The sequence below is a fragment of the Limnohabitans sp. B9-3 genome (genome assembly GCF_002778325.1).
Taxonomy (GTDB): domain Bacteria; phylum Pseudomonadota; class Gammaproteobacteria; order Burkholderiales; family Burkholderiaceae_C; genus Limnohabitans; species Limnohabitans kasalickyi.
The window spans coordinates 469,552-493,137 of sequence record NZ_NESI01000002.1; the positions used below are offsets into that span (position 1 = coordinate 469,552).

Below are 23,586 nucleotides of genomic sequence, written 5' to 3' on the forward strand. Positions count from 1 at the left end.
TAGCGATAAGACACCATAGATGACCGAAGACCAACTCGAACAAGAAGCCCTAGGCTGGCTGGCCTCGGTCGGCTACACACCACTGAATGCCCGCGATCTGGATAACCTGGACCCGCGCCTTGAGCGTGCCAGCACGCGTGAGATGGTGTTGGCGGTCAGCCTGCGTGCCGCCATTGCGCGCCTCAATCCAAACATGCCCAGCAGCGCACACGAGGACGCCTATAAGCAGGTGCTCGACATGGGCCAGCCTGCGTTGCTGTCGGGCAACCGCGCTTTTCACCGCGTGCTGGTGGCGGGCGTGCCGGTGCAGTACCAAAAAGATGGCGAGACGCGTGGCGACTTTGTGCGCCTGATCGACTGGAACGATATAGGCCGCAACGAGTGGCTCGCGGTGCAGCAGCTCACCATCAAGGGACCGCGCCACACGCGCAGGCCCGACATCATTTTGATCATCAACGGTTTGCCCTTGGTGCTGGTGGAGTTGAAGAACCCCGCCGATGTGAACGCCGATATTTGGAAGGCTTACGACCAAATACAAACCTACAAAGCGCAGGTTGCCGATGTGTTCACCTACAACGAGTTGTTGGTGATTTCAGACGGCACAGACGCTCGCATGGGCTCGCTGTCGGCCAATGCTGAGCGCTTCATGCAGTGGCGCACGATTGACGGTGTGACGCTGGACCCGCTGGGCAAGTTTCAAGAGCTAGAGACGTTGGTGCGTGGCTTGTTGGCCCCCGTGTATTTGCTGGACTACCTGCGGTTCTTTGTGTTGTTTGAAGACGATGGCACCTTGGTCAAAAAGGTGGCGGGCTACCACCAGTTTCATGCGGTGCGTGCGGCGGTCGAGCAAGTCGTCACCGCCGCCAGCACCGACGAGGCCACGCGGCGCGGCAAGGGCGGGGTGGTGTGGCACACACAAGGCAGTGGCAAGAGCATCACCATGACCTGCTTTGCCGCGCGTGTGATGCAAGAGCCTCGGTTAGAGAACCCCACGATTGTGGTGATCACCGATCGCAACGACTTAGATGGCCAATTGCTGGGCGTGTTCAGCCTGAGTCAAGACCTGCTGCGCGAGCAACCCCAACAAGCCACCTCTCGTCAAAAGCTGCGCGAGTTGTTGGACAACCGGCCTTCGGGCGGCATCATTTTTGCCACGATTCAAAAGTTCATGCCGGGCGAGGATGAAGATGTGTTTCCCGTTCTGTCCAAGCGCCGCAACATTGTGGTGCTGGCCGATGAAGCGCATCGCACGCAGTATGGCTTTGAGGCGAAGCTGAAAAACATCAAGTCGTCGAACAAACCATTACCCACGGGGCAAGTGGCCAGCTCGGCTGTGGCGGCCGAGTTTGCGCCGTCTGACTATGTGGTGAAGTACCAAGCCGGTTATGCGCAGCATTTGCGCGATGCGTTGCCCAACGCGACGTTTGTGGCTTTCACGGGCACGCCCGTGAGCAGCACCGACCGCGACACGCGCTCGGTGTTTGGCGAGTACATCCATGTGTACGACATGCAGCAGGCACAAGAAGACGGCGCAACGGTGGCCATTTTTTATGAAAGCCGTTTGATCAAGTTGGGGTTGAACGATGCAGAGCGCAGCCACTTAGACGACGAGGTGGACGAGCTGACTGAAGACGAAGAAGAAAGCCAGCAAGGCAAACTCAAAAGTCGCTGGGCCGCGCTAGAAAAAGTTGTGGGGGCTGTGCCTCGCGTGGCCAGTGTGGCCGCTGACTTGGTGACCCATTTTGAAACGCGGAACAACGCCCAAGATGGCAAGGCCATGGTGGTGGGCATGAGCCGCGAAATTTGCGTGCACTTGTATGACGAGATCATCAAGCTGCGCCCCGATTGGCACAGCGACGACCCAGAGCTTGGCGCGATCAAGATTGTGATGACGGGCAGTGCCAGCGACAAAGCGTTGCTGCGCCCGCACATTTACAGCAGCCAAACTAAGAAACGCTTGGAAAAACGTTTCAAAGACCCCAGCGATGGTTTGAAGCTGGTCATCGTGCGCGACATGTGGCTAACAGGTTTTGATGCGCCTTGCGTGCATACCCTGTATGTGGACAAGCCCATGAAGGGCCACAACCTGATGCAGGCCATTGCCCGCGTGAACCGTGTGTTCAAAGACAAGCAGGGCGGCCTGGTGGTGGACTACATCGGCATTGGCGAAGACCTGAAAGCCGCAATGAAGGAGTACACCGCCAGCAAAGGCCGAGGCAAGCCCACGGTCGATGCGCACGAGGCTTTGTCGGTGCTGCTTGAAAAGCTCGATGTATTACGCGCCATGTTGCACGGCTTCGACTATTCCGAGTTTTTGACGGGCGGTCACAAAACGCTGGCAGGCGCGGCCAACCATGTGCTGGGCATCAAAGGCGAGAAAGAGCGCGATGGCAAAAAGCGTTTTGCCGATTTGGCGCTGGCCATGAGCCACGCCTACAGCCTGTGCTGCACCTTGGACGAAGCCAAAGACGTGCGCGACGAAGTGGCTTTTATGCAGGCCGTGAAAGTGATTTTGACCAAGCGCGATGTCAGCAGCCAACGCCGCACCGACGAAGCACGAGATTTGGCCATTCGCCAAATCATCAGCTCGGCCGTGGTGTCGGGTGAGGTGGTCGATATTTTTGCGGCGGTGGGCTTGGACAAGCCCAACATCGGGTTGCTGGATGACGACTTCTTGGTGCAAGTGCACAACTTGCCTGAGAAAAATTTAGCGGTCGAGTTGCTAGAGCGTTTGCTGCAAGGCGAAATCAAAAGCCGCTTTGCCAGCAACTTGGTGCAAGACAAAAAGTTCAGCGACATGTTGGCCAGTGTGATTCAGCGTTACCAAAACCGCAGCATCGAAACCGCGCAGGTGATGGAAGAGCTGATCGCCATGGCCAAGAAGTTTCGCGAGGCTGCTCACCGAGGCGACCAGCTGGGTTTGCGTGAGGACGAGGTGATGTTTTACGACGCGCTGGCCAATAACGAGTCAGCGGTGCGAATGCTGGAGGATGAAGTCCTCAAGAAGATTGCCCAAGAACTGACCCAAAGCCTGCGCGAGAACCTAACGGTCGATTGGTCAGAGCGTGAAAGCGTGCGCGCAAAACTGCGCTTGATGGTGAAGCGAATTTTGAAGAAATACAAATATCCGCCAGACCAAGCCGAAAACGCCGTGCAGCTTGTTCTGGAGCAAGCTGAGGCGTTGGGTGAGGCGTGGGCTTAAGTCCGTAACGTCTTAATTTACGCGTTGTAATTCAACGCGAGTCCTGCCGTTGGCCAATCGTCAATGGCCACCAAGCGCCCCGTGGCAGACAAGGTGATGTAGGCCGTTCGCCGGTTCGGTCCACCAAAACAGATGTTGGTGGTGAACGGGTCTGGCAAGGGCACATGCTGAACGTGTTGGCCGTCTGGGCTGACGATGGAAATGCCGCCGTGCATCAGCGTTGCCACGCATACATTGCCCTCGGCATCGACCGCCATGGAGTCGAACCTTTGCCAATGGTTCGCGGGCGAAGCGACCACCATGCGTGCGCCTTGGGGGGAGGGCCACGGGTCTTTGCGGAGCTGGCCTGGGGCTGTCACATCGAAGGCCCACAACCGAGCGCCCTCGGTTTCGGCGTAATAAAGCGTTTGGCCATTAGGCGACAGGGCAATGCCGTTGGGCGTCATCACGGGCTTTGCCACGGCGTGTATGCCAGAGCCGTTGGGTTGCGCGTAAAAAAGTCCGCCTCGGTCCATCTCGTGTTCGCGCACTTTGCCGAGGTCGGTGAAGTAAAAGCCGCCGTGTGCATCAAACACGAGGTCGTTGGGGCCGCGCAAACCGATGCCATCGACTTGTTCATACACTCGCTCAAATTTGCCGGTGTGTAGGTTGACGCGCTCGATGCGTCCGCCTGAGTAGTCGTGGGCTTGGCCAATCGGGCGCAAGTAGTTGCCGGGGTCGCGCGTCCATGCAAAACCCCCGTTGTTGCAAACGTACACCGCACCATCGGGGCCGATAGCTGCGCCGTTGGGGCCGCCGCCTAAATCAGCCACCACGTGAACCTTGCCATCTGGGGTGACGCGCGTCAGGGTGCCTCGGGCAATTTCGACCAACAACACAGACCCATCGTTCATGGCGATGGGGCCTTCAGGAAATTGCAAACCGGTGGCGAGCTCTCGAATTTTCATAGCAGTGACCTTTTTTCGTCGATGAAGTCCAATGTAGTGCCCGTGTGCAGAGCCGCAATCGGGCTATCCCTAGGCCCAGCAGCACGGACGGCTGAGCCTAAACTTGGCGGCATGACTGCCTTCACACCGCGAACCCTCAGCCCTCAAGACACGGCCCACGCACTGCCGTATGCCGCGCTCACCCGGGAAATCGAACACCTGCTGCAAGACCCCAGCGTTCATGTGCCCGCACGCCTGGTGCAACCTCTGCTTGGGGGCGGTAGTTTGTTTGTCATGCCCGCGGCCGACGCGCGAGTGGCGATGACCAAGCTGATCACCTTCATTGCAAACAACGCTCAACAGGGCTTACCCACCATCCAAGGCGACATCGTTGTGTTTGATGTGAAGACGGGTCAACGCGTGGCCTTGATGGATGGCCCCACGGTCACGGCGCGGCGTACTGCTGCTGTGTCGTTGTTGGCTGCACAAAAGTTAGCCCCGCGCAAGGACGGGCCGTTGTTGATTGTGGGTGCGGGTGTGCAAGGCCTGTCTCATCTAGAAGCCTTTCATGAAGGTCTTGGTGTGCAAGAAGTTTGGATTGCGTCGCGCTCTGCAGCCAGTGCGGACGCCTTGGTGGGCCATGCCGAACGTTTGGGGATGAAGGCGCGTCGTGTCGATGACCCGAATGCAGCTTTGGCGGAATGCCCGCTGGTGATCACCACCACACCCGCACAGCAAGTGGTGATGACGGCACGCCCCCGAGACGATGCCTTTGTGGCGGCCGTGGGCGCGTTCACGCCTCGCATGGTGGAATGGTCGGCAGACGTCTGCCAGCATGTGGCCCGCACCGGCATGCTGGTGGTGGACACCCGTGATGCTGACCACGAAGCGGGCGACTTCTTGCAAGCGGGGCTGGATGTGGCGGCATGGCCCACGTTGAGTGATGTGGTGTGCCAGACGCCGATGTGGCAAGCCGCGGCACAGCGTCATACACAGCGCCCAGGGCCGGTGTTTTTCAAGAGTTGTGGTTGGGGAGGTTGGGACTTGGCGGCTGCACGGTGTGTGGCCGCGCACAAGCCCAGCTAGATCAGCTAGATCAGCTAGATCAGCTAGATCAAACCGCGTTGTCTTGCTTTAAGAAAATATCTTTGTCAGGAAAGAATTGCGCATGCAGCGGCAACAGCGAGCCGCCCAGCGCGCGGGCATGGTTGCCCACGCGGCCCGCCAAAATTTGGGGCTGATGAAGAATGCCGTCAAAGCTGAAGTCGGCCAAGTGCTGCTGTGTTTGGGCGATCAAGGCTTGCATGAGCAACGGGTTGAGCGAGCCGTCAATCACCACGGCATCGAGGTCGAGCAGGGCAGCGGCACTGGTCACGGTCATGGCCAGCGCTTGGGCGGCTTGGGTGAGCCAAGGTTGGGTCCAAGATTGATAGGCGGCATCCATGATGTGGTCTTGTTGTACCAGCAGCGGATCGTGGCCTGCGGCCATCAAGGTTTGTTCGAGCTGCCAGCCCGAGGCGCGCTCTAGCAGTTGCGGGTGTTTGAGTCCGTTGCCCCGCGGCATGGGCAATGAGCCGATGGCGCCCGCGTTGCCACGCGGTCCGTTGACGATGTGGCCGTCCATCACCAAGCCGCCGCCGACAAAAGTGCCCACATAGACGTACAGAAAGTTGGGTACATCGCGGCCTAAGCCTTGCACCAACTCAGCCACGCACGCGGCTGTCGTGTCTTTGGCAAATTCAACGGGCAGGGTGGACAAGGCTTGCACCTCGTGCACCAAGTCGATGTGTTCCCAATCGACCATGGCTTTGCCCGCCTCGGGGCCCATCAAGTCGCCCCATTGGTGCATGGCCAATGGCGCGCTCAAGCCAATACCCACTGTGCGCGACCACGCATCAGCGCCCATGCGTCGTTGCATGAGTTTCAAACCTTCTTTGATTTTGGGCAGCACCTCGGTGGGCGAGGGGTAGGCGTAGCTTTGCTGCCATTGGTGGCGCATTTGCCCCACGAAGTCGGTGACCACCACTTCCAAGCTGCGGCGGCCCACTTGCAGGCCAATGCTGTACGCACCGTCCGGGTTGATGGAGAGCGGCACCGACGGCTGGCCCATCTTGCCGCGAATGCGGTCTTGTTTGAGCAGCAGCCCATCGTCGAGCAAACGGTTGACGATGATCGACACCGTTTGGGTCGACAGTTGCGTGAGCCGCGCCAAATCGGCTTTGGGAATGGCGCCCGCATGACGAATGGCGCGCAGCACTGTGCGCTCATTGAATTGGCGCATGCCCGTGTGGTTGGACCCACGCATGGTTTTCATAACAAGATCACGCCTTTGCAGAACATCGCATTGCCGTAGGCCGTGCCTTCACCGGTTTGCACAATCAAACTCGCGCCTTTGATTTTTTCGTAAAACGCAAAGCGCTCTACGGCTTCCACCTGTGCCTTGTTCAAACTTTCTTGGGCCACCAAATCGACCACGGCTTGCTGCGCTGATGTGCGATGGTCTGCGGCGCTTTGGCACACCTGCATGTACGCAGCGGGCTGGGCCACGTCTGTGGCGAGCGGGAACACTGACAGTACGGCTTGGCTGACACGCGTCAAGCTCAAGCCGGGCAGGCGCACCACCGGTTTGCCGTGTGCCAAAAAGTCGGCCGTGAAGTTGGCGTCCACCACGGCCACCCATTCGCCGTGGCCCATGGCGCACAGGTGCATCAGCAGTTCTGGGGTGAGGATGGGGTCGATGCCTTTGAGCACGTTTTTTTCCTTAAATTGTTATTTTTGACAGAGCTGAGAGCATGCCTGCATTTTGAACCATGGCTGGCTAGGGAATGTACTAACTAAACCAAGTTGATTTAGTTAGTCGACTTGTTTTACAGTTACACCGCGGCGCAAGAAGCGCTGGCGATGTCCAACAAACCATCTGGAGACTCCATGAAATCAATTGCCCCCAAACTGATGCTGTCCGCTGTTGTGCTGGCTGCGACCAGCGCTTACGCCGCTGAACCCGTGATCGGTTTGATCACCAAAACCGAGACCAACCCTTTCTTCGTGAAGATGAAAGAGGGCGCACAAGCAGAAGCTAAGAAATTGGGTGCAAAGGTGTTGTCTGCCGCCGGTAAGGCCGATGGCGACAACGCAGGTCAAGTCACCGCCATGGAAAACATGATCGCCGCCGGTGCCAAAACCATTTTGATCACCCCCAGCGACTCCAAAGCTATCGTGCCCGCCATCAAGAAGGCGCAAGCTCAAGGCGTGATGGTCATCGCGTTGGACAGCCCCACCGAACCCGCCAACGCCACGGACGCCTTGTTCGCCACTGACAACTACAAAGCCGGTGTGTTCATTGGCCAATACGCCAAGGCAGCGTTGGGCGGCAAAAAGCCCGTCATCGCCACGCTCGATTTGTTCCCTGGCCACCCCGTGGGAGCACAACGCCACAATGGTTTCTTGCAAGGCTATGGCTTGACATCTCTGGATGCCAAGAGCAACGAGTTGGCCAAGCCTGCTGAAGTGGTGTGTATGGCCGACAGCTTCGGCGACCGCGCCAAAGGCCAAACCGGCATGGAAAACTGCTTGCAAAAGAACCCCGACATCAACGTGGTCTACACCATCAACGAACCCGCTGCTGCCGGTGCTTACAACGCACTCAAAGCCGCTGGCAAAGAAAAAGGTGTGTTGATCGTGTCGGTCGACGGTGGCTGCGCTGGCATCAAAGACGTGGGCGCTGGCGTAATCGCTGCGACATCACAACAATACCCCTTGCGCATGGCTGCGATGGGCGTGGCGGCTGGCGTTGAATACGCCAAGACAGGCAAAAAAGTCAGCGGTTACACCGACACAGGCGTGACCCTGATTGCCGCCAAAGCATTGCCAGGCGTTGACAGCAAAGACGTGAAAACTGGCACAGACTTGTGCTGGGGCAACAAGTAAGGCAAGAGCCTCATGTCTCGTGACAATGTCACGAGACGCTGAACAAGGGGGCCACGTGCCCCCTTGGGTTTTATGTTTCGATTCGAAAATTTAGGCAAATCGTATGAACTCCTTCAAAGACAAGCTGCCCCCGTTGGGCACGCTGGGTCCCTTGATCGCGCTGGTGTTGGCTTGTGTGTTTTTCGCCAGCCAAAGCGACCGCTTTTTGAGCACCCAAAACTTCTCGCTGATCTTGGCGCAAGTCATGGTGGTGGGCGTGATTGCGATTGGCCAAACCCTCATCATCTTGACCGCGGGGATTGACTTGTCGTGTGGCATGGTCATGGCGCTCGGCGGCATTGTGATGACCAAATTTGCTTCCGACTTCGGCCTCTCCACGCCCGTGGCCATGGCCTGCGGTTTGTTGGTGACCACCGCATTTGGCTACTTAAATGGCGTGTTGGTGACGCGCATCAAACTGCCGCCCTTCATCGTGACCTTGGGCACGCTGAACATCGCGTTTGCCATCACGCAGTTGTACTCGGGTTCACAAACCATCACCGATATTCCACCCGGCATGACTTGGTTGGGCAACACCTTCAGCCTGGGCGGCGCTTCCGTCAGTTACGGTGTGCTCATGATGTTGGGCTTGTATTTATTCACATGGTTTGCGCTAAGAGAAACCGCCGCAGGCCGCCATGTGTACGCTGTGGGCAACAGCCCTGAAGCCACACGATTGACCGGCATTCCGACCGAAAAGGTGTTGCTGGGCGTGTATGTGCTGGCAGGCCTGTGTTACGGCGTGGCCGCCATGCTGGGCGTGGCCCGCACAGGCGCCGGTGACCCCAATGCCGGACAAACCGAAAACTTAGACGCCATCACCGCCGTGGTGCTGGGCGGCACCAGCTTGTTTGGGGGCCGAGGCATTGTGTTGGGCACCTTGGTGGGCGCGCTGATTGTGGGCGTGTTCCGCAACGGCCTGACGCTCATGGGCGTGTCGTCGGTGTACCAAATTTTGGTGACTGGTATTTTGGTGATCTTGGCTGTGGCCACCGATCAACTCTCACGCAAGGGAGCGCGTTAATCATGAGTGATACACACAAAATCGTGATGGAGGCCAAGGGCCTGGTCAAACGCTATGGGCAAGTGACAGCTTTGGATGGCGCAGACTTTGAACTGCGCGCGGGCGAAATTTTGGCCGTCATTGGTGACAACGGCGCAGGTAAGTCCTCGCTCATCAAATGTTTGTCGGGGGCCACGGTGCCCGATGAAGGCTTGATCTCTTTGGACGGCAACCCTATTTATTTCAAATCACCCATCGATGCACGCCGTGCTGGCATTGAAACCGTCTACCAAGACTTGGCGGTTGCCCCCGCGATGAGCATTGCCGAAAACTTATTCTTGGGCCGTGAAATTCGCCGTGAAGGCTTTGCGGGCAACGTGCTGCGCATGCTCGACAAAAAGAAAATGTTGGCGCAAAGTATTGAGCGCATGAACGACCTCAAAGTGGGCATTCGCTCCATGACGCAAGCAGTGGAAACTTTGTCTGGCGGTCAGCGCCAATGCGTGGCGGTGTCGCGTGCAGCAGCTTTTGCACAGCACGTGGTCATCATGGACGAGCCCACCGCCGCGCTCGGCGTGAAAGAGGGCAACATGGTGCTCGAGCTGATTCGCCGTGTGCGCGACAAAGGCCTGCCCGTGGTGCTGATCTCGCACAACATGCCCCATGTGTTTGAAATTGCAGACCGCATCCATGTGGCCCGCTTGGGCAAACGTGCCGCCGTGTTGAACCCCAAGAAAATCAGCATGAGCGACACCGTGGCGGTGATGACCGGCGCGATGAAACCTGAAGACATTCCGCTGGAGTGCTTGGCTTGACAGCCGCGTTGCAAGCCGTGCCGGGTCAGGCGTCCGCACACACGCCCGTTTGGGTGCTGGGTGAGGCGTTGATGGATTGCATCTCGCAGCCTGACGGCTCGCTGCAACCTTTGCTGGGCGGCAGCCCTTACAACTTGGCCTGCGCCACCGCCTTGCAAGGCATGGATGTGGGGTTCATCAACCCTTTCTCGACCGATGTGTTCGGTCAATCGTTGCTCGACCATTTGGTGCTCAACAAGGCGCGCAGTTTGTTGCCTCGTTCGGCTTTGCCGACGGCGTTGGCGGTGGTGCAAGTCACGCAGGGGCAGCCCAGTTATGGCTTTTACCGAGAAGGCATTGCCGATCGAGATTACCAAGTGGCCGATGTGGTGGCATTGCTCAAAACCTCACCCACTGGCGTGTTGCACACGGGCTCACTGATGGCTATGCCGCCCGAGCATCACAAAGTGTTGCAAATCATCGCAGCGGCCAAACAGCTGGGTTGGACCATCAGCGTGGATGTGAATTTGCGCCCGCGCGTCGCCACCGATGTGCCCGCGTACCTGAGTGCTGTGCGAGACGTCGCGGCCCACGCCGATTGGCTCAAAGCCAGCGATGAAGACCTTGAGCTTTTGGGGTTCAAAGACGTGCGCTTTACCAATGCCTCAGGATTGGCCGCACATTGGATGCAGCAAGGCTGTTCACGCGTCGCGTTGACCTTTGGCGGGCAGGGTGCTTATTTACAAATTGGCGCTGAGCGCGATCAGGCAGCTGCACCCCTTGTAAACGTGGTCGACACCGTAGGAGCAGGCGACACGTTTTGGGGCAATTGCTTGGCCGATTGGGTGCTGCATGACACCGTGAGTAACCTCATGCACGCGCAAGAACGTTTGGGGGACACCTTAGAGCGCGCATTGGTTGCTGCGGCGATCAATTGCACGCGGGAAGGTTGCAAGCCACCCAATGCCACAGATTTGGCTGCCGAATTAAAGGGGCATTTGCCAACCCCGCTGACGGTTTAAACGACGGAGGGATGGGCTTCGGCCCACGACTCAGCCTCTTGCCAAGTGGGGGGCACGCAACCGCGTTGTTGCACACACAAGCTGGCACTGGCAATTGCATGTCCCAGCAATTGGTGTGTTTGTGCATTACTCAGGGCATTGAGCGTTGTCAGCGTTTTTTGCTTGGGTGCAAGGTTGACCAACGCAGCCAGTAGGCCCGCTAAAAAGCTGTCGCCTGCGCCCACGGTGTCGATCACCGCCAACGCGCTTGGCTCTTTGGCAAACACAGCGATGCCAGATGCGGTGAGCAACCAAGCCCCTTCAGCACCCAAAGTGAGCGCAACCAATTGCGCCTTGGTGTTGGCGAGCAAGTGCTTGGCTTGTTCGAGGTGGGTTGCGCCATTGAGCTGTAGATGTGCCAAGTCTTCATCGCTGACCTTGATAATGTCTGCCTCGTTCAAAAAAGACATCACGCACGTGCGATAGCTGTCCAAATCGGGCATGACGGAGGGGCGCAAATTGGCGTCGATGACGATGCATTGACCCAAAGCCTTTTGGGTCTTGAGCCAAGGCAAGTACAAATCTTGATCGCGCGGGTCCAGTGCCAATGCGCCGCAACACACCAGATCCAATGCCTCGTGCTGAGTGCAATCGGATTGCATCTGTTGCGAAGTAACTTGGCGGTCTGCCACGCCTTCGCGATAAAACGCATAACTCGGGTGGCCGTCTGCGTTCACATTCACCACAGCCAACGAGGTCACAGCTTGAATGGGGGCGGGTTGCGACAACACCACGCCATCAGCACACATTTGGGCGCACAGGTCTTGTCCCAAACGGTCGAAAGAAAACGGATTGAGGTACGTGGTGCCCACCCCTTGGCGCGACAGTGCCCGTGCCAAGTTGTAAACCGCACCGCCCAGGCACGGGGTGAATTTGCCGTCCTTGGGGTCGGCAATCAAATCGATCAAGGCTTCGCCAGCGATGGCTGCGCGAATTTTTGTACGTTGCAAAGAGGTCCCCGCGGTCATGTCAGTCCTCGGTTTTCACGCGCAGGGTCAACACCGCGGCAATGGCTAAAAAGCAGCCGGCCAGTTGGATGACGTGACGCGGGTCACCGCCTAAAAGGCTATTGAAGAACAGCGGTAAGGTCAGCATTTGAATGATCATGGGCAACACAATGAACATGTTGAAAATACCCATGTAAACGCCAGCGCGCTCAGCCGGAATGCTTTTCGCCAACATGATGTAGGGGTTGCCCATGATGCTGGCCCAAGCCAAGCCAACGCCAACCATGGGAAGAAACAGCCAAGTTTGGTCTTGGATGGTCGGCAGCATCCACATGCCCAAGCCAGCCAAACTCAAACAGACTGCGTGAACCAACTTAGGGCCGAAGCGGCGCGTCAGCGGAATCAAACCAAAGGCAGCGAGAAAGGCGATGAAGTTGTAAAAGCCGCCAATTTGACCGTTCAGCAAGCCTGCATCTCGAAAACCTTGTGCACTGGCGTCGCTCGTATCGAAGATGGAACGTGCCAACGAGGGCACGATGTAAATCCAGTAGCACATCATGCCGTACCACTGAAACAGCTTCATCCACCACAACTGACGCATGGTTTGTGGCATGTCGCGAATGGCATCGCGCACCTCACGCAGGGTGGCGCTGATGCCACGCGGTTTGGCCAAGATGGCGTTTCTTTCGCTCATGCTCAATGGCAGTTCTGGCGTGGATCGCACCGACCACCACACGGTGGTGAGCGACAACACGGACCCAATCAAAAACGCAATCACGGTGATGTGCGGAATGTTGCTGGCATTGACGGCGTCTTTGTTCAGGCCAAACCAAAACAGCAGCGACGGCGTCAGGTAAGCCAGGGTTTGAGCCAGTCCTGTGAAGGCGCTTTGTGTCAAAAATCCGAGTGAATGTTGGTCGGGGTTGAGGCGGTCACTGACGTAGGCGCGGTAAGGCTCCATCGTCACGTTGTTGGCGGCATCCAAAATCCACAACAAGCTCGCTGCAAACCACAGCGTGGGGCTGTAAGGCATGAACAGCAAGCAAATGCTGCACAAAATAGCGCCCACCATGAAGAATGGTGTGCGTCTGCCCCAGCGGCTGATGGTTCGGTCGCTCATGGCACCCACGATGGGTTGCACCAAGAGGCCCGTCATGGGGCCTGCCAACCACAGCAAAGGCAAACTGGCTTCGTCAGCCCCCAAGTACTGGTAAATGGGGCTCATGTTGGCTTGTTGCAGGCCAAAGCTGTATTGGATGCCGAAGAATCCAAAGTTCATGCTGAGGATTTGCCAAAACGAAAGTCTGGGTTTAAGGCCTGAAGTCATGGTGCGTCTCCCTCTTGTTGTTATGGGCGTTGGGCAGTTAACCAAATGGCTGCATAAGGCATCAAGCTGCATGCAAGCATGTCAGCCTTTTCTCGTGTCAATGCATTCCACATCGGTTGTAAACCGCTGGAGAAGGAGGCGTTCAGGTCCAGTGTTACATGGGTGCGAGAGAAGTTGAACAGACCCAGGGCCTCTTCACCGCGCTGCAACAGCAACACCGAAGGGTGCGGGGTTGGCATCAAACGCAAAGCATGCGCTGTGCTCAGCGCTGCATGCTGTTTTTTAGCGTTCACATAGCCGCGCAACATGGCGTAGAGGATGCCCGCCGTGGTGTTGCTGTCGTGTCGCTGCGCAAACAAGGACTCATCGAACACAGGTCGATGCAATTCGCGGCCATCGGGACCTTGACGCACAGCCAATTCAGCCGCAGTCGTGTTGCCTTGGCCCAATTCATCCCCCATATAAATCAGCGGCAAACCGCCCACAAAGAGCGACAGCGATTGCAACAGAAGCAAGCGCGAGGTGGCAGCTGAGTGTTCTTCAGGGGTATGGGCCGAGGTCAAACCGACCAAGGCGCCAGCCATGCCGTTTGTGCCATGCACGGCGTTGGCATCGCTCGCTTGGAAAGCGGCACCTTTTGCGTAGCTGCCTTCAATCTGCCCTGCAAAAAACTGCGAGGCGTGCAGCAGTCTGCTGCGCTCATCGGAACCGCGTGCATCCAACTCGGGACGCAACACATTCCAACCAATGTCGTCGTGGCAACGCACATAGGTCATCCATGTACAACCGTCGGGCAGGGCGGGTGTGTGTGACAGCACGTCATGAATGATTTGTGTGTTTTCTTCAGCCAAAGCCACCCAGCTGGCAGACATCAAACTCGAATGGTAGGCCACATGGCACTCGGGTCCTTGGGTAGGTCCAAGGCCAAAGTAGGGCGGTAAATCTTGCGTTGGCATGATGGCCTCGGCTTTGAGCAAGGTGCCAGGCGCCGCAATGTTGGTGAGGCAACGCAGGGCCTGCAACAGCCAATGCACTTCGGGTTGGTTCATGCAGTTGGTGCCTGCACGCTTCCACAGAAAACCGGTCGAGTCCAAGCGAAACGCTTCTACGCCGTGGTTGGCCAGTTGCAACAAAGACTTGGCCATTTCTGAAAACACGACGGGTTGGGCGTAGTTCAAATCCCACTGGTAGGGGTAGAACGTGGTCCACGTCCAAGCGTTCACTTCGGGCACAAATGTGAAATTGCCTGGCGCTGTGTTCGGGAAAATTTGAACCAGATTTTTCTCGAACTGACCGATTTGCTCTGGCGACTTGACCCAATGAAAAAACGATTGGTGTTGGGCGCTGCCTGCACGCGCTTGCACAGCCCATGTGTGTTCGTGCGAGACATGGTTCAACACGAAGTCACTGCACAAACTTATGCCAGCTGCGCGCAATTCGCGTGTGAGTTGTTGCAAGTCGCTCAAGTTGCCCAAGTGTGGGTCAACCTCGTCGTAGCTGGCTACGGCAAATCCGCCGTCGTTGGGCGGTGTGCCTGGTTTTAGAAACGGAAGCAGGTGTAAATAGGTCACACCCAGCTCTTGCAAATGGGGAATGCGTTCACGCACCCCCGCCAAATTGCCTGCGAATTTATCGGTGTAGGTGCAGTACCCCAGCATGCCTTGCAAATGCCAATTCGGATTGGCTTCGCGTTGCAGGTCTAAAGCCCACAGTTCAGCAGGGCGGTCGAGCGCGATTTGTACAGTTTGAACCAAGACGCGGTTCAGCCACTGTGCGTAATCGGGGGTGTTGCTGTAGAGGCGCGACAAGCGGTCACGCAGCACAGGTAATTCTTGAGCAAGACGGGCGCGCAGCACGTCAGCACGATCTGCATCGGCGTGTGCGAGCAAATCATTCAAAACAACGGGAAGATGGGCCTCTCCAGCGAGAGTGGGGCAATCTTCAATCACAGACATAGTGTTCACAGTTCAGTAAGAGAGGCGCCGAACCTCGTGAGTTCGGCGCTGTATTCTTTAATTACATACACCCAAGTTAGGTTAGCAACTTGGGCGCTCAACAAGTTTTAGAACTCGTATTTCAAAGTAGCTTTAGCACTGCGACCGGCCAAAGCGCGTGCGGCATGACCGTCGCCTTCAACTTCTGTGAATGCCAATTTGTTGAAAGCGTTGTTCACGCTCAGGATGGCAGACGCTTGTTTGTTGATGCGGTAGTTAGCAAACAAGTTGGTCACCACGTAGCCGTCCATGGTGATGGTGTTCGCATCATCACCGTACGATTTTGTGGAGCCGATGAATGCTGCGCCGTACTCCAAATCGCCAGTGCGGTAAGAGGGAGACAAGGCATACACAACATCGGCTTGGCGACGTGGCTTTTTACCAACTTCAGCAGCAGTCAAAGATTTCTTGATTTTTGCGTCAGTGATGGTCGCGCCTGCGTTCAAGCGGAACGCGCCAGAGCGGTAGCCTGCTTCAAGTTCGAAACCTTGTGCTTTGTAGCCATTGGTCGTGAACTTTTGCGTGGTGGCTTCGTAGTTCGACTCATCGGTCTTAGCGATGAAGAACGTACCAAACAAGCTCAGGTTGCCTTCGCGGTGCTTCACACCCAATTCCTGTTGTTGCAGGCGGTTGAAAGACACGGGCTTGCTGCCATTCAACGCACCGGCAGTGCCGTACATCAAGCGATCAGCTGCGAAGTTGTAACCATCGCTGATGCGACCGTAAATCGCGGTGTCTTTGGTCAATGCATAGTTTGCACCGCCCGAGTAAGACATCTTGCTTTGCTTGTAGTTCACAGTGTCTGCAGAAGCTGCATTCCATGATCCACCAGCCAAGCTTAGGTTGCTTCCAGCAGTGCCTGTGCCCTTGAATGTTTGACCAGTAGCAGACATTTCGTTGTGACGAACGCTACCCTCAACAGTCAACTTTTCTTTTTCCCAGCTCAAAGCAGCATAAGGCGCCGTCACGTTGTACTTGACGTCATAAGAACGAGCGCAACAACCATCCCATGTGCTCCAACCGGATTTGACGGGAGCCGACCAAGAACCGTTGGTACCCACGGTGTATTGGTTCCAGAACCATGTTTGTGCCAAGTTTTGTGAACCTGTGAACAAACCACCGGTGAATACAGACTTACCACCGTTCATGTCGAAGGCCTTAGAGGCTTTCAAATCGTTGAACATATTGTCCATGTTGTCCAACGACGTGTTGAACATGGTGCCAGTGAAGCTGTTAGCGCCACCGCCGTTGTCGGCAGGGAACATGCCAACAAAGCGACCGCCGTTGGCCGTTTTACGCATTCTTTCTTCAACTGTCCAACCGCCGTCCAAGTTGAACTTGGCTTCCAAACCAATCGAGCGGCTTGTCACGTGGAGGCCGTCAGCAGGGTTCGTGGTGACTTGACCGCCATTGCGATCAATGGTGGTGTCACGCGTGATGTTTGGGTTGATGAAGAATGCAGTGCGTGGATCAACACCTGACAAGGTTTGAATCTTGCCATTGGAGAGGCGAGTAGGTACAGGCAGGATGGTGGGGGTTTTGTCATCCAAGTTTTTGAAGTTCAGGCGAACGTAGCTGCCTTTGTCAAATTCTTTGGTGATGCTGGCTTTGAGTTGGCCGCCATCTTGTGAGTTGAACCCAGTCTTGAATGGGCCACCTTCGCCTTGGCGAGTAAAACCACCAATGTTGAAGTATGTGTCGCTGTTGATGGCACTGCCAAAGTTGAAGTCGTAACGGTTCAAGCGTGAACCCAGACCCGTGGTGAAGCCTACGGCGTTACCCACATCGCGACCGTTTTTGCTCACAAAGTTGATGATCGCGCCAGGTGCGTTGCTGGCCAATGTGGATGCGCTACCGCCACGAACCACTTCAACTCGGTCTGTGGTGAAGTCTGTGCGCAGGAATTGGTCTGGCGTACCAAACGAAATATCACCAAACAGCAAGATAGGCAGACCATCTTCTTGCATTTGAACGTAACGGCTACCACCAGCAGAGATAGGAGCGCCACGCACGGTGATGTTGGCGTTACCTTCACCGCCTGAAGATTCCGAACGGATGCCTGGAACTGAGCGCAAGATTTCAGCGGCACTTGTAGCACCGCTGCGCATGATGGCTTCTTCGCCAACAGAAGTCACAGAGTCACTGGACTTCATCTTTGTACGGCCGGTTGGCGATGCTGTCACCACGACTTCGTCAAGGTTCAAGGTTTGCGCATAGACCGCACCAATTTGCATGGCAGCCAATGAGGCAGCGACTGCAATCGTTTTTGGACTGATTTTGTTTTGTGTTTTTTTCACACAAGTCTCCAGATACAAGTTTAAAAAATGGAAAACCCACTCATTTTTGGGTATTCCTTCGGTTTGAACTCTTTGTCCTGCCTTGGATGCATTGCAATGAGTTGGTTGATTCTTAACGACTTTGCAAACGTTTGCAATTGGAATTGAAATTTTCATGAATTTTCCTGGGTTAAATTTTAAAAATGACCTGCTTAAAATCTCCTGTAGGTCGCATAAATACAAGGTATTTTTGAAAAACTAGTACTTTCCCTAGTGTGAATGGATTGCAACAGCAACGCCTTGGAATTCGATTTCAATATTTTCTCCAACCTAGGGTTTTCACCTGTTAAATGTTTTCTTCGGTTGAATAGAATTGCAAACGATTGCAAAGTTAGTTTTGACCTTTGCACGTAAAGATAACCAGGAGCCACACACACATGAAAGACTACGCCAGTCAACAACGCAACCCGGGTAAGCACATGCTTGGGTTGGGTCTGGTGGTTTTGTTGCACATCCTCGTGTTTTGGGCGATCAGTTCTGGCCTTGCCAAGAATTTCGTCAAAGTCATCAAAGGGCCTGTTGAGGCTCAGTTGATTGAGGATGCCAAGCCCGACATTCCACCGCCACCGCCCCCACCACCGCCCAAAAGTGCGCCACCGCCGCCAGCCTACGTGCCGCCGGTGGATGTGCCGACGACTGCAACTGCCGGTGTGAATGCGATTGCTTCCGTGTCTGCAACGCCAGCACCCCCAGCACCACCGGCGCCACCACCGCCACCTCCAGCCCCAGTGGTTGCAGCGCCTCCTGTTAGAACTGCCCCTATCATCAATGCCGCTGCCAGCTGCCAAAAGCCTGAGTACCCCAGTGCGTCGCGTCGCAATGAAGAAGAAGGCACCGTACAGCTTCGTTTCTTGATCGGTCCCGAGGGCAATGTGCTCGAATCGCAGATCGAAAAAAGCTCAGGCTTTACCCGTTTAGACGAAGCGGCACGGTCTGCGCTGTCGCGTTGTCAGTTCAAGCCTGGCACGCTCAACGGCAAACCCGAGCAAAGCTGGGCCAGCATGAAATACACATGGCGCTTGGAATAAGCGCTGATTAAACCGTCAAAAAATTTACAGAATTTTCCTCAAGGAGTCTCTTCATCATGATTAAACATCTCAAAACCGTTGCCATCAGCGCAGGCTTGGTTGCCACCTTGTTGTTTGGCTTGGTTGGCCAAGCACAAGCCGCTAAACCCAAAGAAGCCACCGCAGCGCCTGCCTCAGTTGAGGCCGCACCACAAACAGCGGCCGCTGTTGCGCCTGTTGCGGCAGCTCCAGCAGCCGCTGACCCTCACGCGGGTGAAGAAAACCCTTACGGCTTGAAAGCCTTGTGGGCCCAAGGCGACATCGTGGCCAAGGGCACCTTGCTGATCTTGGTGCTCATGAGCATGGGCAGCTGGTACGTGTTGATCACCAAGTTTTTTGAACAAAACAAAGTGGCCCGTTTCGCCAAGCAAGCACAAGAAAAGTTCTGGTCTGCTGACAACGTTCGCCAAGGCACGGATGCTTTGGACGAAGCCAGCCCTTTCCGCTTCATCGCTGAAAAAGGGTTGGAAGGGGCGAGCAAGCACACCGGCATGTTGGGTGCGATCAACTTCAACGACTGGGTGACCATGAGCATCCAACGCGCCATCAACAACGTGCAAAGCCGTATGCAAGATGGGTTGGCTGTGTTGGCCACGGTCGGTTCGACCGGCCCGTTCGTGGGTTTGTTCGGTACGGTTTGGGGCATTTACAACGCGTTGGTCAAGATTGGTATGTCAGGCCAAGCGTCGATCGACAAAGTGGCCGGCCCTGTGGGCGAGTCCTTGATCATGACTGCCATCGGTTTGGCGGTGGCTGTGCCCGCCGTGTTGGGTTACAACTGGTTGGTGCGTCGTAACAAGTCAGCCATGGAAGACATCAATGCTTTCGGTTCAGACTTGCATTCCGTGCTTTTGGCCAACAACAAGTAAACAGGAGTCATCATCATGGCGATGAACGTTGGAGGGGACGCCGATGACGAGATCATCAGCACGATCAATACCACCCCGTTGGTCGATGTGATGTTGGTGTTGTTGATCATTTTCTTGATCACGATTCCGGTGGTCACCACATCGGTGAAGGTGGATCTCCCTAAAGAGAAAAACTTGATCCGAGAGACAAAACCTGAGAACGTGATCATTTCGGTGAACGCAGCAGGAAATATTTTTCTGTACGACACGCCGGTTAAAAACTCAACAGATTTGATCGCTCGCATGAAGACGTTTGCGGTGAAAGAGCCGCAGCCGGAAGTGCAAATTCGTGGCGACGCGAAGAGCGACTTTGAAGCTGTTGGCCGTGTGATGTATGCCGTTCAACGCGCAGGCATCACCAAAGTTGGCTTCATCACTGAGCCCAATTGATCGACGCTGAATAAGGAGATAAGCATGGGAATGAACTTAGGAAGCGGCTCGGGCAATGGCGAGCCTGAAGTGATGATGGACATCAACACCACGCCTTTGATTGACGTGATGTTGGTGCTGTTGATTATGTTGATCATCACCATCCCAGCGCAGCTACACACCGTGAACATGGACATGCCTGTATCCAAACCGGCGGCTAAAAAGGTGGATCCGGTGGTGGTGAAGATTGATGTGGATGCCAACAGCGTGATCAATTGGAATGGCAAGCCTGTGGCGACACGTGCTGAATTAGATTTAAAGCTGCAAGAGGCTTACCAAATGCAGCCTCAGCCAGAGCTGCACATTCGTTCGCATGCCAAGGCCAAATACGAGGCGGTAGCTGCGGTGTTGGCCAACGCGCAGCGCATTGGTTTGACCAAGCTGGGCATTGTGGGTTCGGAGCAATTTGTGAATTGATTTCTTCAAGGTTTTCCAACAGAAAACCCTTGCCCCTCCTCGCAAGAGGCGGGGCTTTTTTAATCACACGAGGATGATGCTTATGTGGAAAAGATTATTTGCTTACAGCGTTTTGGGTGTGGCGCTCAGCAGCGTAGCCCAAGTGAATTTGCGGTCTGAAGTCGCCAAACCTTTGCAAGCGGCTCAAGAGGCGATTCAGTCCAAGCAACCCGAAGAAGCCTTGAAGAAGATTCAAGAAGCCCGCCAAGTGGCACAGCTGACGGTGGCTGAAAAAATGCTGCTAGAGCGGCTGTCTGTGGTGGCTGCTATGAATGCCCAAAAGTTTGATTTGGCGGCTTCTTCGTTGGACTACCTGTTGCAAAGCAAAGACTTGCCCGAGGTTGATCGTTTGACCTTGATGGAAACCATGGTGAGTGTGAGCCTGCGCACCAAAGACTATCCGCGTGTGGTGGAGTGGTCACGCCGTTACCTGCAGCTAGGCGGCGCGAACTCGCGTATTCGCTTGGCCTTGATTCAGTCACTGGCCGTGCAAGGTGCACACCAAGAGGTGTTAAATGAGATGCCCGCCAAGTTGAAAGCCGATGCTGCAGCGGGCAAATTGCCCGATGAAGCCGAGTTGCGCATGTATGCCTTCAGCCAACAAAAAGTGAAAGACGAGGCGGCTTACTTCAAAACCTTGACCGAGTTGGTCAAGCGTTTCCCAAGCCAAGCCTATTGGGGCGATTTGCTCAACCGCTTACCCCGCCAAGCTGGCTTCAATGCGCGCTACCAACTCGATGTGTTTCGCTTGATGGATGCGACGGACAATCTGGAAGATGCCGAAGATTACGCAGATGCGGCGCAAGCCGCATTGAAAGTGGGTTTGCCCCACGAAGCCCAACGGATGCTGGACAAAGTGGCTCAGCCCGCAGCTGCCGCTGGTCTGAAAAAACAAGTGCTGCAACGTGTTGCTGAAGATGACAAGGCCATGCAAACCGTTGGCCCAACGTCAGAAGACGCGGTGATGTTGGCTCAGTGGGCCGATGTGCAGTTGTCCAAAGGTGAATGGAAGGCCGCCGTGCCCGCCTATGAAAAAGCGTTGGCCAAGGGGGGGTTGCGCCGTGAGGCTGAAACCCGCTTGCACTGTGGCATTGCCATGTTCAAAAGCGGTCAAACCGACGCCGCCAAAGCCATACTCTCCAGCGTGAGGGACGATGACACCGCTGTGCTTCTTGCATCGCTTTGGCTGAATCTGATGAAGTGAGGCTCTATCATCGGGTGGATAGAAATTTTTAGCTGAGATAACGAATACCTAGCTCATGGCCAGTTCAGATCCTGAAAAACGAAAAATCCAAATGATCGACATTGCCCGTATGGCGGGCGTGTCGACTTCTACCGTTTCTCGCGCCTTGAACGGCAGCGCACTCACCAATGACGAAACGCGTATTCGCATCATTGAACTTGCTCGGTCGCTCAATTACACGATCAACCAAAGCGCCAAAAACCTGCGCATGGGCGACAACCGCACCATTGGCGTTGTGATTCCCTACGACCGCAAGACCCGTCAACACATCTCAGATCCATTTTTCTTGGGCATGTTGGGTAGTTTGGCGGATGCGTTAACTGACCGAAACTACGACATGCTGCTGTCACGGGTGGATGCAGACCGCCTCGACGACATGGCCGCGTTATACGACACAGGACGTGCCCGCGGCATCATCGTGATTGGGCAGTGGGGGCACCACGACCAACTCAACGATTTGGCTCGTCGTGACGTTCCCTTGGTGGTTTGGGGCGCGCAATTGCCTAGGCAGCTGTATTGCAGCGTGGGCAGCGATAACTTGAGTGGCGGCGCGCTGGCCACCGAGCATTTGCTGGCATCAGGTCGCCGCCGCATTGCTTTCATGGGCGATAACAGCATGCCTGAAGCTGCTAAGCGTTACGAAGGCTATTTGCAAGCGCACAAAAAATTTGGGGTGGCGGTAGACCCTAAGCTATACATTCCCAGTCCGTTCACGGCAGAAGAGGCGCAAACTGCGCTGCGCGGATTTATACAAGCATCTGTGCTTTTTGACGCTCTGGTGGCGGCCAGTGACTTGATTGCCATCAACGCCATTGGCGTGATGAAGCGCGAAGGCATGGCGGTGCCTGAGCAGGTGAGCGTGGTGGGCTATGACGACATCGACATGGCCTCGCATAGCTTTCCTCCACTGACCACGGTGCGTCAACCGATCGAGTTGGCGGGCGGCGTGATGGTGGATTGCCTGCAATCGCTGCTGAATGGGGATCAACCCGATTCGCAGTTGTTGCCCACCTCGCTGGTCGTGCGAGAGTCCAGCCTGCAAACCTCGGATGCGCAACCCTGATTTAGACGGCGCTATTTGTGCCACCAGCCCCATCGGCGTCTTCGACTCCGGCGTAGGCGGCCTGTCCGTCTTGCGTGCCATTCGCGCCGCCCTGCCTTTTGAAAACTTAATTTATGTGGCCGATTCCGGTCATGCGCCGTATGGCGACCAAACCGAGGCCTACATCACGCAGCGCACTTTGCGCGTGGGGCAATGGTTGGTCGAGTCGGGCGTCAAGGCCATCACGATTGCTTGCAACACGGCCACGGTGGTGGCGGCCCGCAGCTTGCGCGAGCACACGGCGTTGCCCGTGGTGGCCATTGAGCCGGCCATCAAACCCGCTGTTGTTCAAACTCGTACTGGTGTGGTGGGCGTGTTAGCCACCCGCCAAACGGTGCAAAGCGAGAGCGTGGCGCGCTTGTGTGCCTTGCATGGCGCTGAGGTGCGTATTGTCTTGCAGGCCTGCCCAGGCTGGGTGGCGTTGGTGGAGCAGGCCGATTTGCACAGCGCCCAGACCGAGGCTTTGGTGCGTCAATACGTGCAACCGCTGATCGACCAAGGGGCAGACACGTTGGTGCTGGGCTGCACGCATTACCCGTTTTTACGCGACACCATTCAGCGCGTGGCAGGCGAGGGTGTGACATTGATTGACCCTGCCGAAGCTGTAGCGCGAGAGTTGGTGCGGCGGTTGGATGTCCACACCTTGGCCTCGGGCCCAAAGCCTGGCCAAACCTTGGTTTTCACCACGGGAAACGTGGCGCAGGTGCAAAGCACCATCGCGCAGTTGTGGGGCGAGGGTGTCACCGTCGAGGCTTTGAACGCTGTCTGAGATGAGGTTTGCACGTAAAGTGCAACTCTTTATAGATGGCTTCATAGGGGATGTCT

The 23,586-nt window shown here is 56.0% G+C and carries 20 protein-coding genes; 13 read left to right on the forward strand and 7 right to left on the reverse strand.

From position 1 onward, the window contains the following. The first annotated feature begins 19 nt into the window (after window positions 1–19). The gene (locus B9Z42_RS04995; RefSeq protein WP_100132221.1) at window positions 20–3,202 is read left to right on the forward strand and encodes a type I restriction endonuclease subunit R; all 3,183 of its coding nucleotides are present in this window, start codon (window positions 20–22) and stop codon (window positions 3,200–3,202) included. A 17-nt stretch (window positions 3,203–3,219) separates the two neighbouring features. Here B9Z42_RS04995 and B9Z42_RS05000 read toward each other — a convergent pair whose 3' ends face one another. After that, window positions 3,220–4,149 (reverse strand): SMP-30/gluconolactonase/LRE family protein, encoded by a 930-nt coding sequence (locus B9Z42_RS05000; protein ID WP_100132222.1) that lies wholly within the window; start codon window positions 4,147–4,149, stop codon window positions 3,220–3,222. 111 nt (window positions 4,150–4,260) lie between these two features. On the opposite strand from B9Z42_RS05000, the gene B9Z42_RS05005 reads away from it, so the two are divergent. Next, window positions 4,261–5,214 carry a delta(1)-pyrroline-2-carboxylate reductase family protein gene (locus B9Z42_RS05005; RefSeq protein WP_100132223.1) on the forward strand — a complete coding sequence of 318 codons (954 nt, stop codon included), beginning with the start codon at window positions 4,261–4,263 and terminating at the stop codon, window positions 5,212–5,214. A 28-nt stretch (window positions 5,215–5,242) separates the two neighbouring features. Here B9Z42_RS05005 and B9Z42_RS05010 read toward each other — a convergent pair whose 3' ends face one another. Continuing rightward, complete coding sequence (locus tag B9Z42_RS05010; protein ID WP_100132224.1) at window positions 5,243–6,442, reverse strand: ROK family transcriptional regulator; 1,200 nt, start codon at window positions 6,440–6,442, stop codon at window positions 5,243–5,245. Then, window positions 6,439–6,879, reverse strand: coding sequence for an RbsD/FucU family protein (locus tag B9Z42_RS05015; protein ID WP_100132225.1), 441 nt, complete (start codon window positions 6,877–6,879; stop codon window positions 6,439–6,441). The genes B9Z42_RS05010 and B9Z42_RS05015 overlap by 4 nt, the downstream gene beginning before the upstream one ends. A 201-nt stretch (window positions 6,880–7,080) precedes the next feature. Between B9Z42_RS05015 and B9Z42_RS05020 the strand changes: the two genes are divergently transcribed. From B9Z42_RS05020 to B9Z42_RS05035, 4 genes are all read left to right on the forward strand, one after another. After that, window positions 7,081–8,055: a sugar ABC transporter substrate-binding protein gene (locus B9Z42_RS05020; RefSeq protein WP_369806841.1), complete on the forward strand. Its 975-nt coding sequence runs from the start codon at window positions 7,081–7,083 to the stop codon at window positions 8,053–8,055. A 103-nt stretch (window positions 8,056–8,158) separates the two neighbouring features. Next, window positions 8,159–9,118 carry an ABC transporter permease gene (locus B9Z42_RS05025; protein WP_100132226.1) on the forward strand — a complete coding sequence of 320 codons (960 nt, stop codon included), beginning with the start codon at window positions 8,159–8,161 and terminating at the stop codon, window positions 9,116–9,118. Window positions 9,119–9,120: 2 nt separating this feature from the next. Beyond that, a complete protein-coding gene (locus tag B9Z42_RS05030; protein WP_100132227.1) occupies window positions 9,121–9,912 on the forward strand; it encodes an ATP-binding cassette domain-containing protein in 792 nt (263 codons plus the stop codon). Continuing rightward, window positions 9,909–10,913: a PfkB family carbohydrate kinase gene (locus B9Z42_RS05035; protein ID WP_100132228.1), complete on the forward strand. Its 1,005-nt coding sequence runs from the start codon at window positions 9,909–9,911 to the stop codon at window positions 10,911–10,913. The genes B9Z42_RS05030 and B9Z42_RS05035 overlap by 4 nt, the downstream gene beginning before the upstream one ends. Here the strand turns inward: B9Z42_RS05035 and B9Z42_RS05040 are convergent. From B9Z42_RS05040 to B9Z42_RS05055, 4 genes are all read right to left on the reverse strand, one after another. Further along, window positions 10,910–11,920, reverse strand: coding sequence for a PfkB family carbohydrate kinase (locus B9Z42_RS05040; protein ID WP_100132229.1), 1,011 nt, complete (start codon window positions 11,918–11,920; stop codon window positions 10,910–10,912). The two genes, B9Z42_RS05035 and B9Z42_RS05040, sit on opposite strands and share 4 nt — an antisense overlap. Window position 11,921: 1 nt before the next feature. Then, the gene (locus B9Z42_RS05045; RefSeq protein ID WP_100132230.1) at window positions 11,922–13,226 is read right to left on the reverse strand and encodes an MFS transporter; all 1,305 of its coding nucleotides are present in this window, start codon (window positions 13,224–13,226) and stop codon (window positions 11,922–11,924) included. A 20-nt stretch (window positions 13,227–13,246) separates the two neighbouring features. Continuing rightward, on the reverse strand, window positions 13,247–15,181 hold the full coding sequence (locus tag B9Z42_RS05050; protein ID WP_100132231.1) for an alpha-amylase family glycosyl hydrolase: 1,935 nt from the start codon (window positions 15,179–15,181) through the stop codon (window positions 13,247–13,249). Window positions 15,182–15,288: 107 nt separating this feature from the next. Beyond that, on the reverse strand, window positions 15,289–17,517 hold the full coding sequence (locus tag B9Z42_RS05055; protein ID WP_158235903.1) for a TonB-dependent receptor domain-containing protein: 2,229 nt from the start codon (window positions 17,515–17,517) through the stop codon (window positions 15,289–15,291). Window positions 17,518–17,933: 416 nt separating this feature from the next. Here B9Z42_RS05055 and B9Z42_RS05060 point away from each other — a divergent pair, with 416 nt between their 5' ends. The 7 genes from B9Z42_RS05060 to murI all read left to right on the forward strand — a co-directional run bounded on the left by B9Z42_RS05060 (window position 17,934) and on the right by murI (window position 23,530). Beyond that, entirely contained in the window at window positions 17,934–18,584 is a 651-nt protein-coding gene (locus B9Z42_RS05060) for an energy transducer TonB (protein ID WP_100132233.1), read from the forward strand. 56 nt (window positions 18,585–18,640) lie between these two features. Beyond that, complete coding sequence (locus B9Z42_RS05065) at window positions 18,641–19,492, forward strand: MotA/TolQ/ExbB proton channel family protein (RefSeq protein WP_100132234.1); 852 nt, start codon at window positions 18,641–18,643, stop codon at window positions 19,490–19,492. A gap of 15 nt (window positions 19,493–19,507) precedes the next feature. Beyond that, window positions 19,508–19,921, forward strand: a complete 414-nt coding sequence (locus B9Z42_RS05070) for a biopolymer transporter ExbD (protein WP_100132235.1) — start codon at window positions 19,508–19,510, stop codon at window positions 19,919–19,921. Window positions 19,922–19,945: 24 nt separating this feature from the next. Beyond that, window positions 19,946–20,377 carry a biopolymer transporter ExbD gene (locus B9Z42_RS05075; RefSeq protein WP_100132236.1) on the forward strand — a complete coding sequence of 144 codons (432 nt, stop codon included), beginning with the start codon at window positions 19,946–19,948 and terminating at the stop codon, window positions 20,375–20,377. A gap of 82 nt (window positions 20,378–20,459) precedes the next feature. Then, window positions 20,460–21,620 (forward strand): hypothetical protein, encoded by a 1,161-nt coding sequence (locus tag B9Z42_RS05080; RefSeq protein WP_100132237.1) that lies wholly within the window; start codon window positions 20,460–20,462, stop codon window positions 21,618–21,620. A gap of 55 nt (window positions 21,621–21,675) precedes the next feature. Further along, window positions 21,676–22,722, forward strand: a complete 1,047-nt coding sequence (locus tag B9Z42_RS05085) for a LacI family DNA-binding transcriptional regulator (protein ID WP_233203532.1) — start codon at window positions 21,676–21,678, stop codon at window positions 22,720–22,722. Continuing rightward, on the forward strand, window positions 22,709–23,530 hold the full coding sequence (gene murI, locus B9Z42_RS05090; protein WP_100132238.1) for a glutamate racemase: 822 nt from the start codon (window positions 22,709–22,711) through the stop codon (window positions 23,528–23,530). Before B9Z42_RS05085 ends, murI begins: the two co-directional genes overlap by 14 nt. The last annotated feature ends 56 nt before the right edge of the window (window positions 23,531–23,586 follow it).

Bases quoted from the DNA above. Each gene is read 5' to 3' on its own strand.
- B9Z42_RS04995 (WP_100132221.1), top strand. From the start codon at position 20: ATGACCGAAGACCAACTCGAACAAGAAGCCCTAGGCTGGCTGGCCTCG.
- B9Z42_RS05045 (WP_100132230.1), bottom strand. From the start codon at position 13,226: ATGACTTCAGGCCTTAAACCCAGACTTTCGTTTTGGCAAATCCTCAGC.
- B9Z42_RS05005 (WP_100132223.1), top strand. From the start codon at position 4,261: ATGACTGCCTTCACACCGCGAACCCTCAGCCCTCAAGACACGGCCCAC.
- B9Z42_RS05085 (WP_233203532.1), top strand. From the start codon at position 21,676: ATGGCCAGTTCAGATCCTGAAAAACGAAAAATCCAAATGATCGACATT.
- B9Z42_RS05050 (WP_100132231.1), bottom strand. From the start codon at position 15,181: ATGTCTGTGATTGAAGATTGCCCCACTCTCGCTGGAGAGGCCCATCTT.
- B9Z42_RS05070 (WP_100132235.1), top strand. From the start codon at position 19,508: ATGGCGATGAACGTTGGAGGGGACGCCGATGACGAGATCATCAGCACG.
- B9Z42_RS05030 (WP_100132227.1), top strand. From the start codon at position 9,121: ATGAGTGATACACACAAAATCGTGATGGAGGCCAAGGGCCTGGTCAAA.
- B9Z42_RS05075 (WP_100132236.1), top strand. From the start codon at position 19,946: ATGGGAATGAACTTAGGAAGCGGCTCGGGCAATGGCGAGCCTGAAGTG.
- B9Z42_RS05040 (WP_100132229.1), bottom strand. From the start codon at position 11,920: ATGACCGCGGGGACCTCTTTGCAACGTACAAAAATTCGCGCAGCCATC.
- B9Z42_RS05010 (WP_100132224.1), bottom strand. From the start codon at position 6,442: ATGAAAACCATGCGTGGGTCCAACCACACGGGCATGCGCCAATTCAAT.
- B9Z42_RS05020 (WP_369806841.1), top strand. From the start codon at position 7,081: ATGCTGTCCGCTGTTGTGCTGGCTGCGACCAGCGCTTACGCCGCTGAA.
- B9Z42_RS05065 (WP_100132234.1), top strand. From the start codon at position 18,641: ATGATTAAACATCTCAAAACCGTTGCCATCAGCGCAGGCTTGGTTGCC.
- B9Z42_RS05060 (WP_100132233.1), top strand. From the start codon at position 17,934: ATGAAAGACTACGCCAGTCAACAACGCAACCCGGGTAAGCACATGCTT.
- B9Z42_RS05000 (WP_100132222.1), bottom strand. From the start codon at position 4,149: ATGAAAATTCGAGAGCTCGCCACCGGTTTGCAATTTCCTGAAGGCCCC.
- B9Z42_RS05080 (WP_100132237.1), top strand. From the start codon at position 20,460: ATGTGGAAAAGATTATTTGCTTACAGCGTTTTGGGTGTGGCGCTCAGC.
- B9Z42_RS05025 (WP_100132226.1), top strand. From the start codon at position 8,159: ATGAACTCCTTCAAAGACAAGCTGCCCCCGTTGGGCACGCTGGGTCCC.
- murI (WP_100132238.1), top strand. From the start codon at position 22,709: ATGCGCAACCCTGATTTAGACGGCGCTATTTGTGCCACCAGCCCCATC.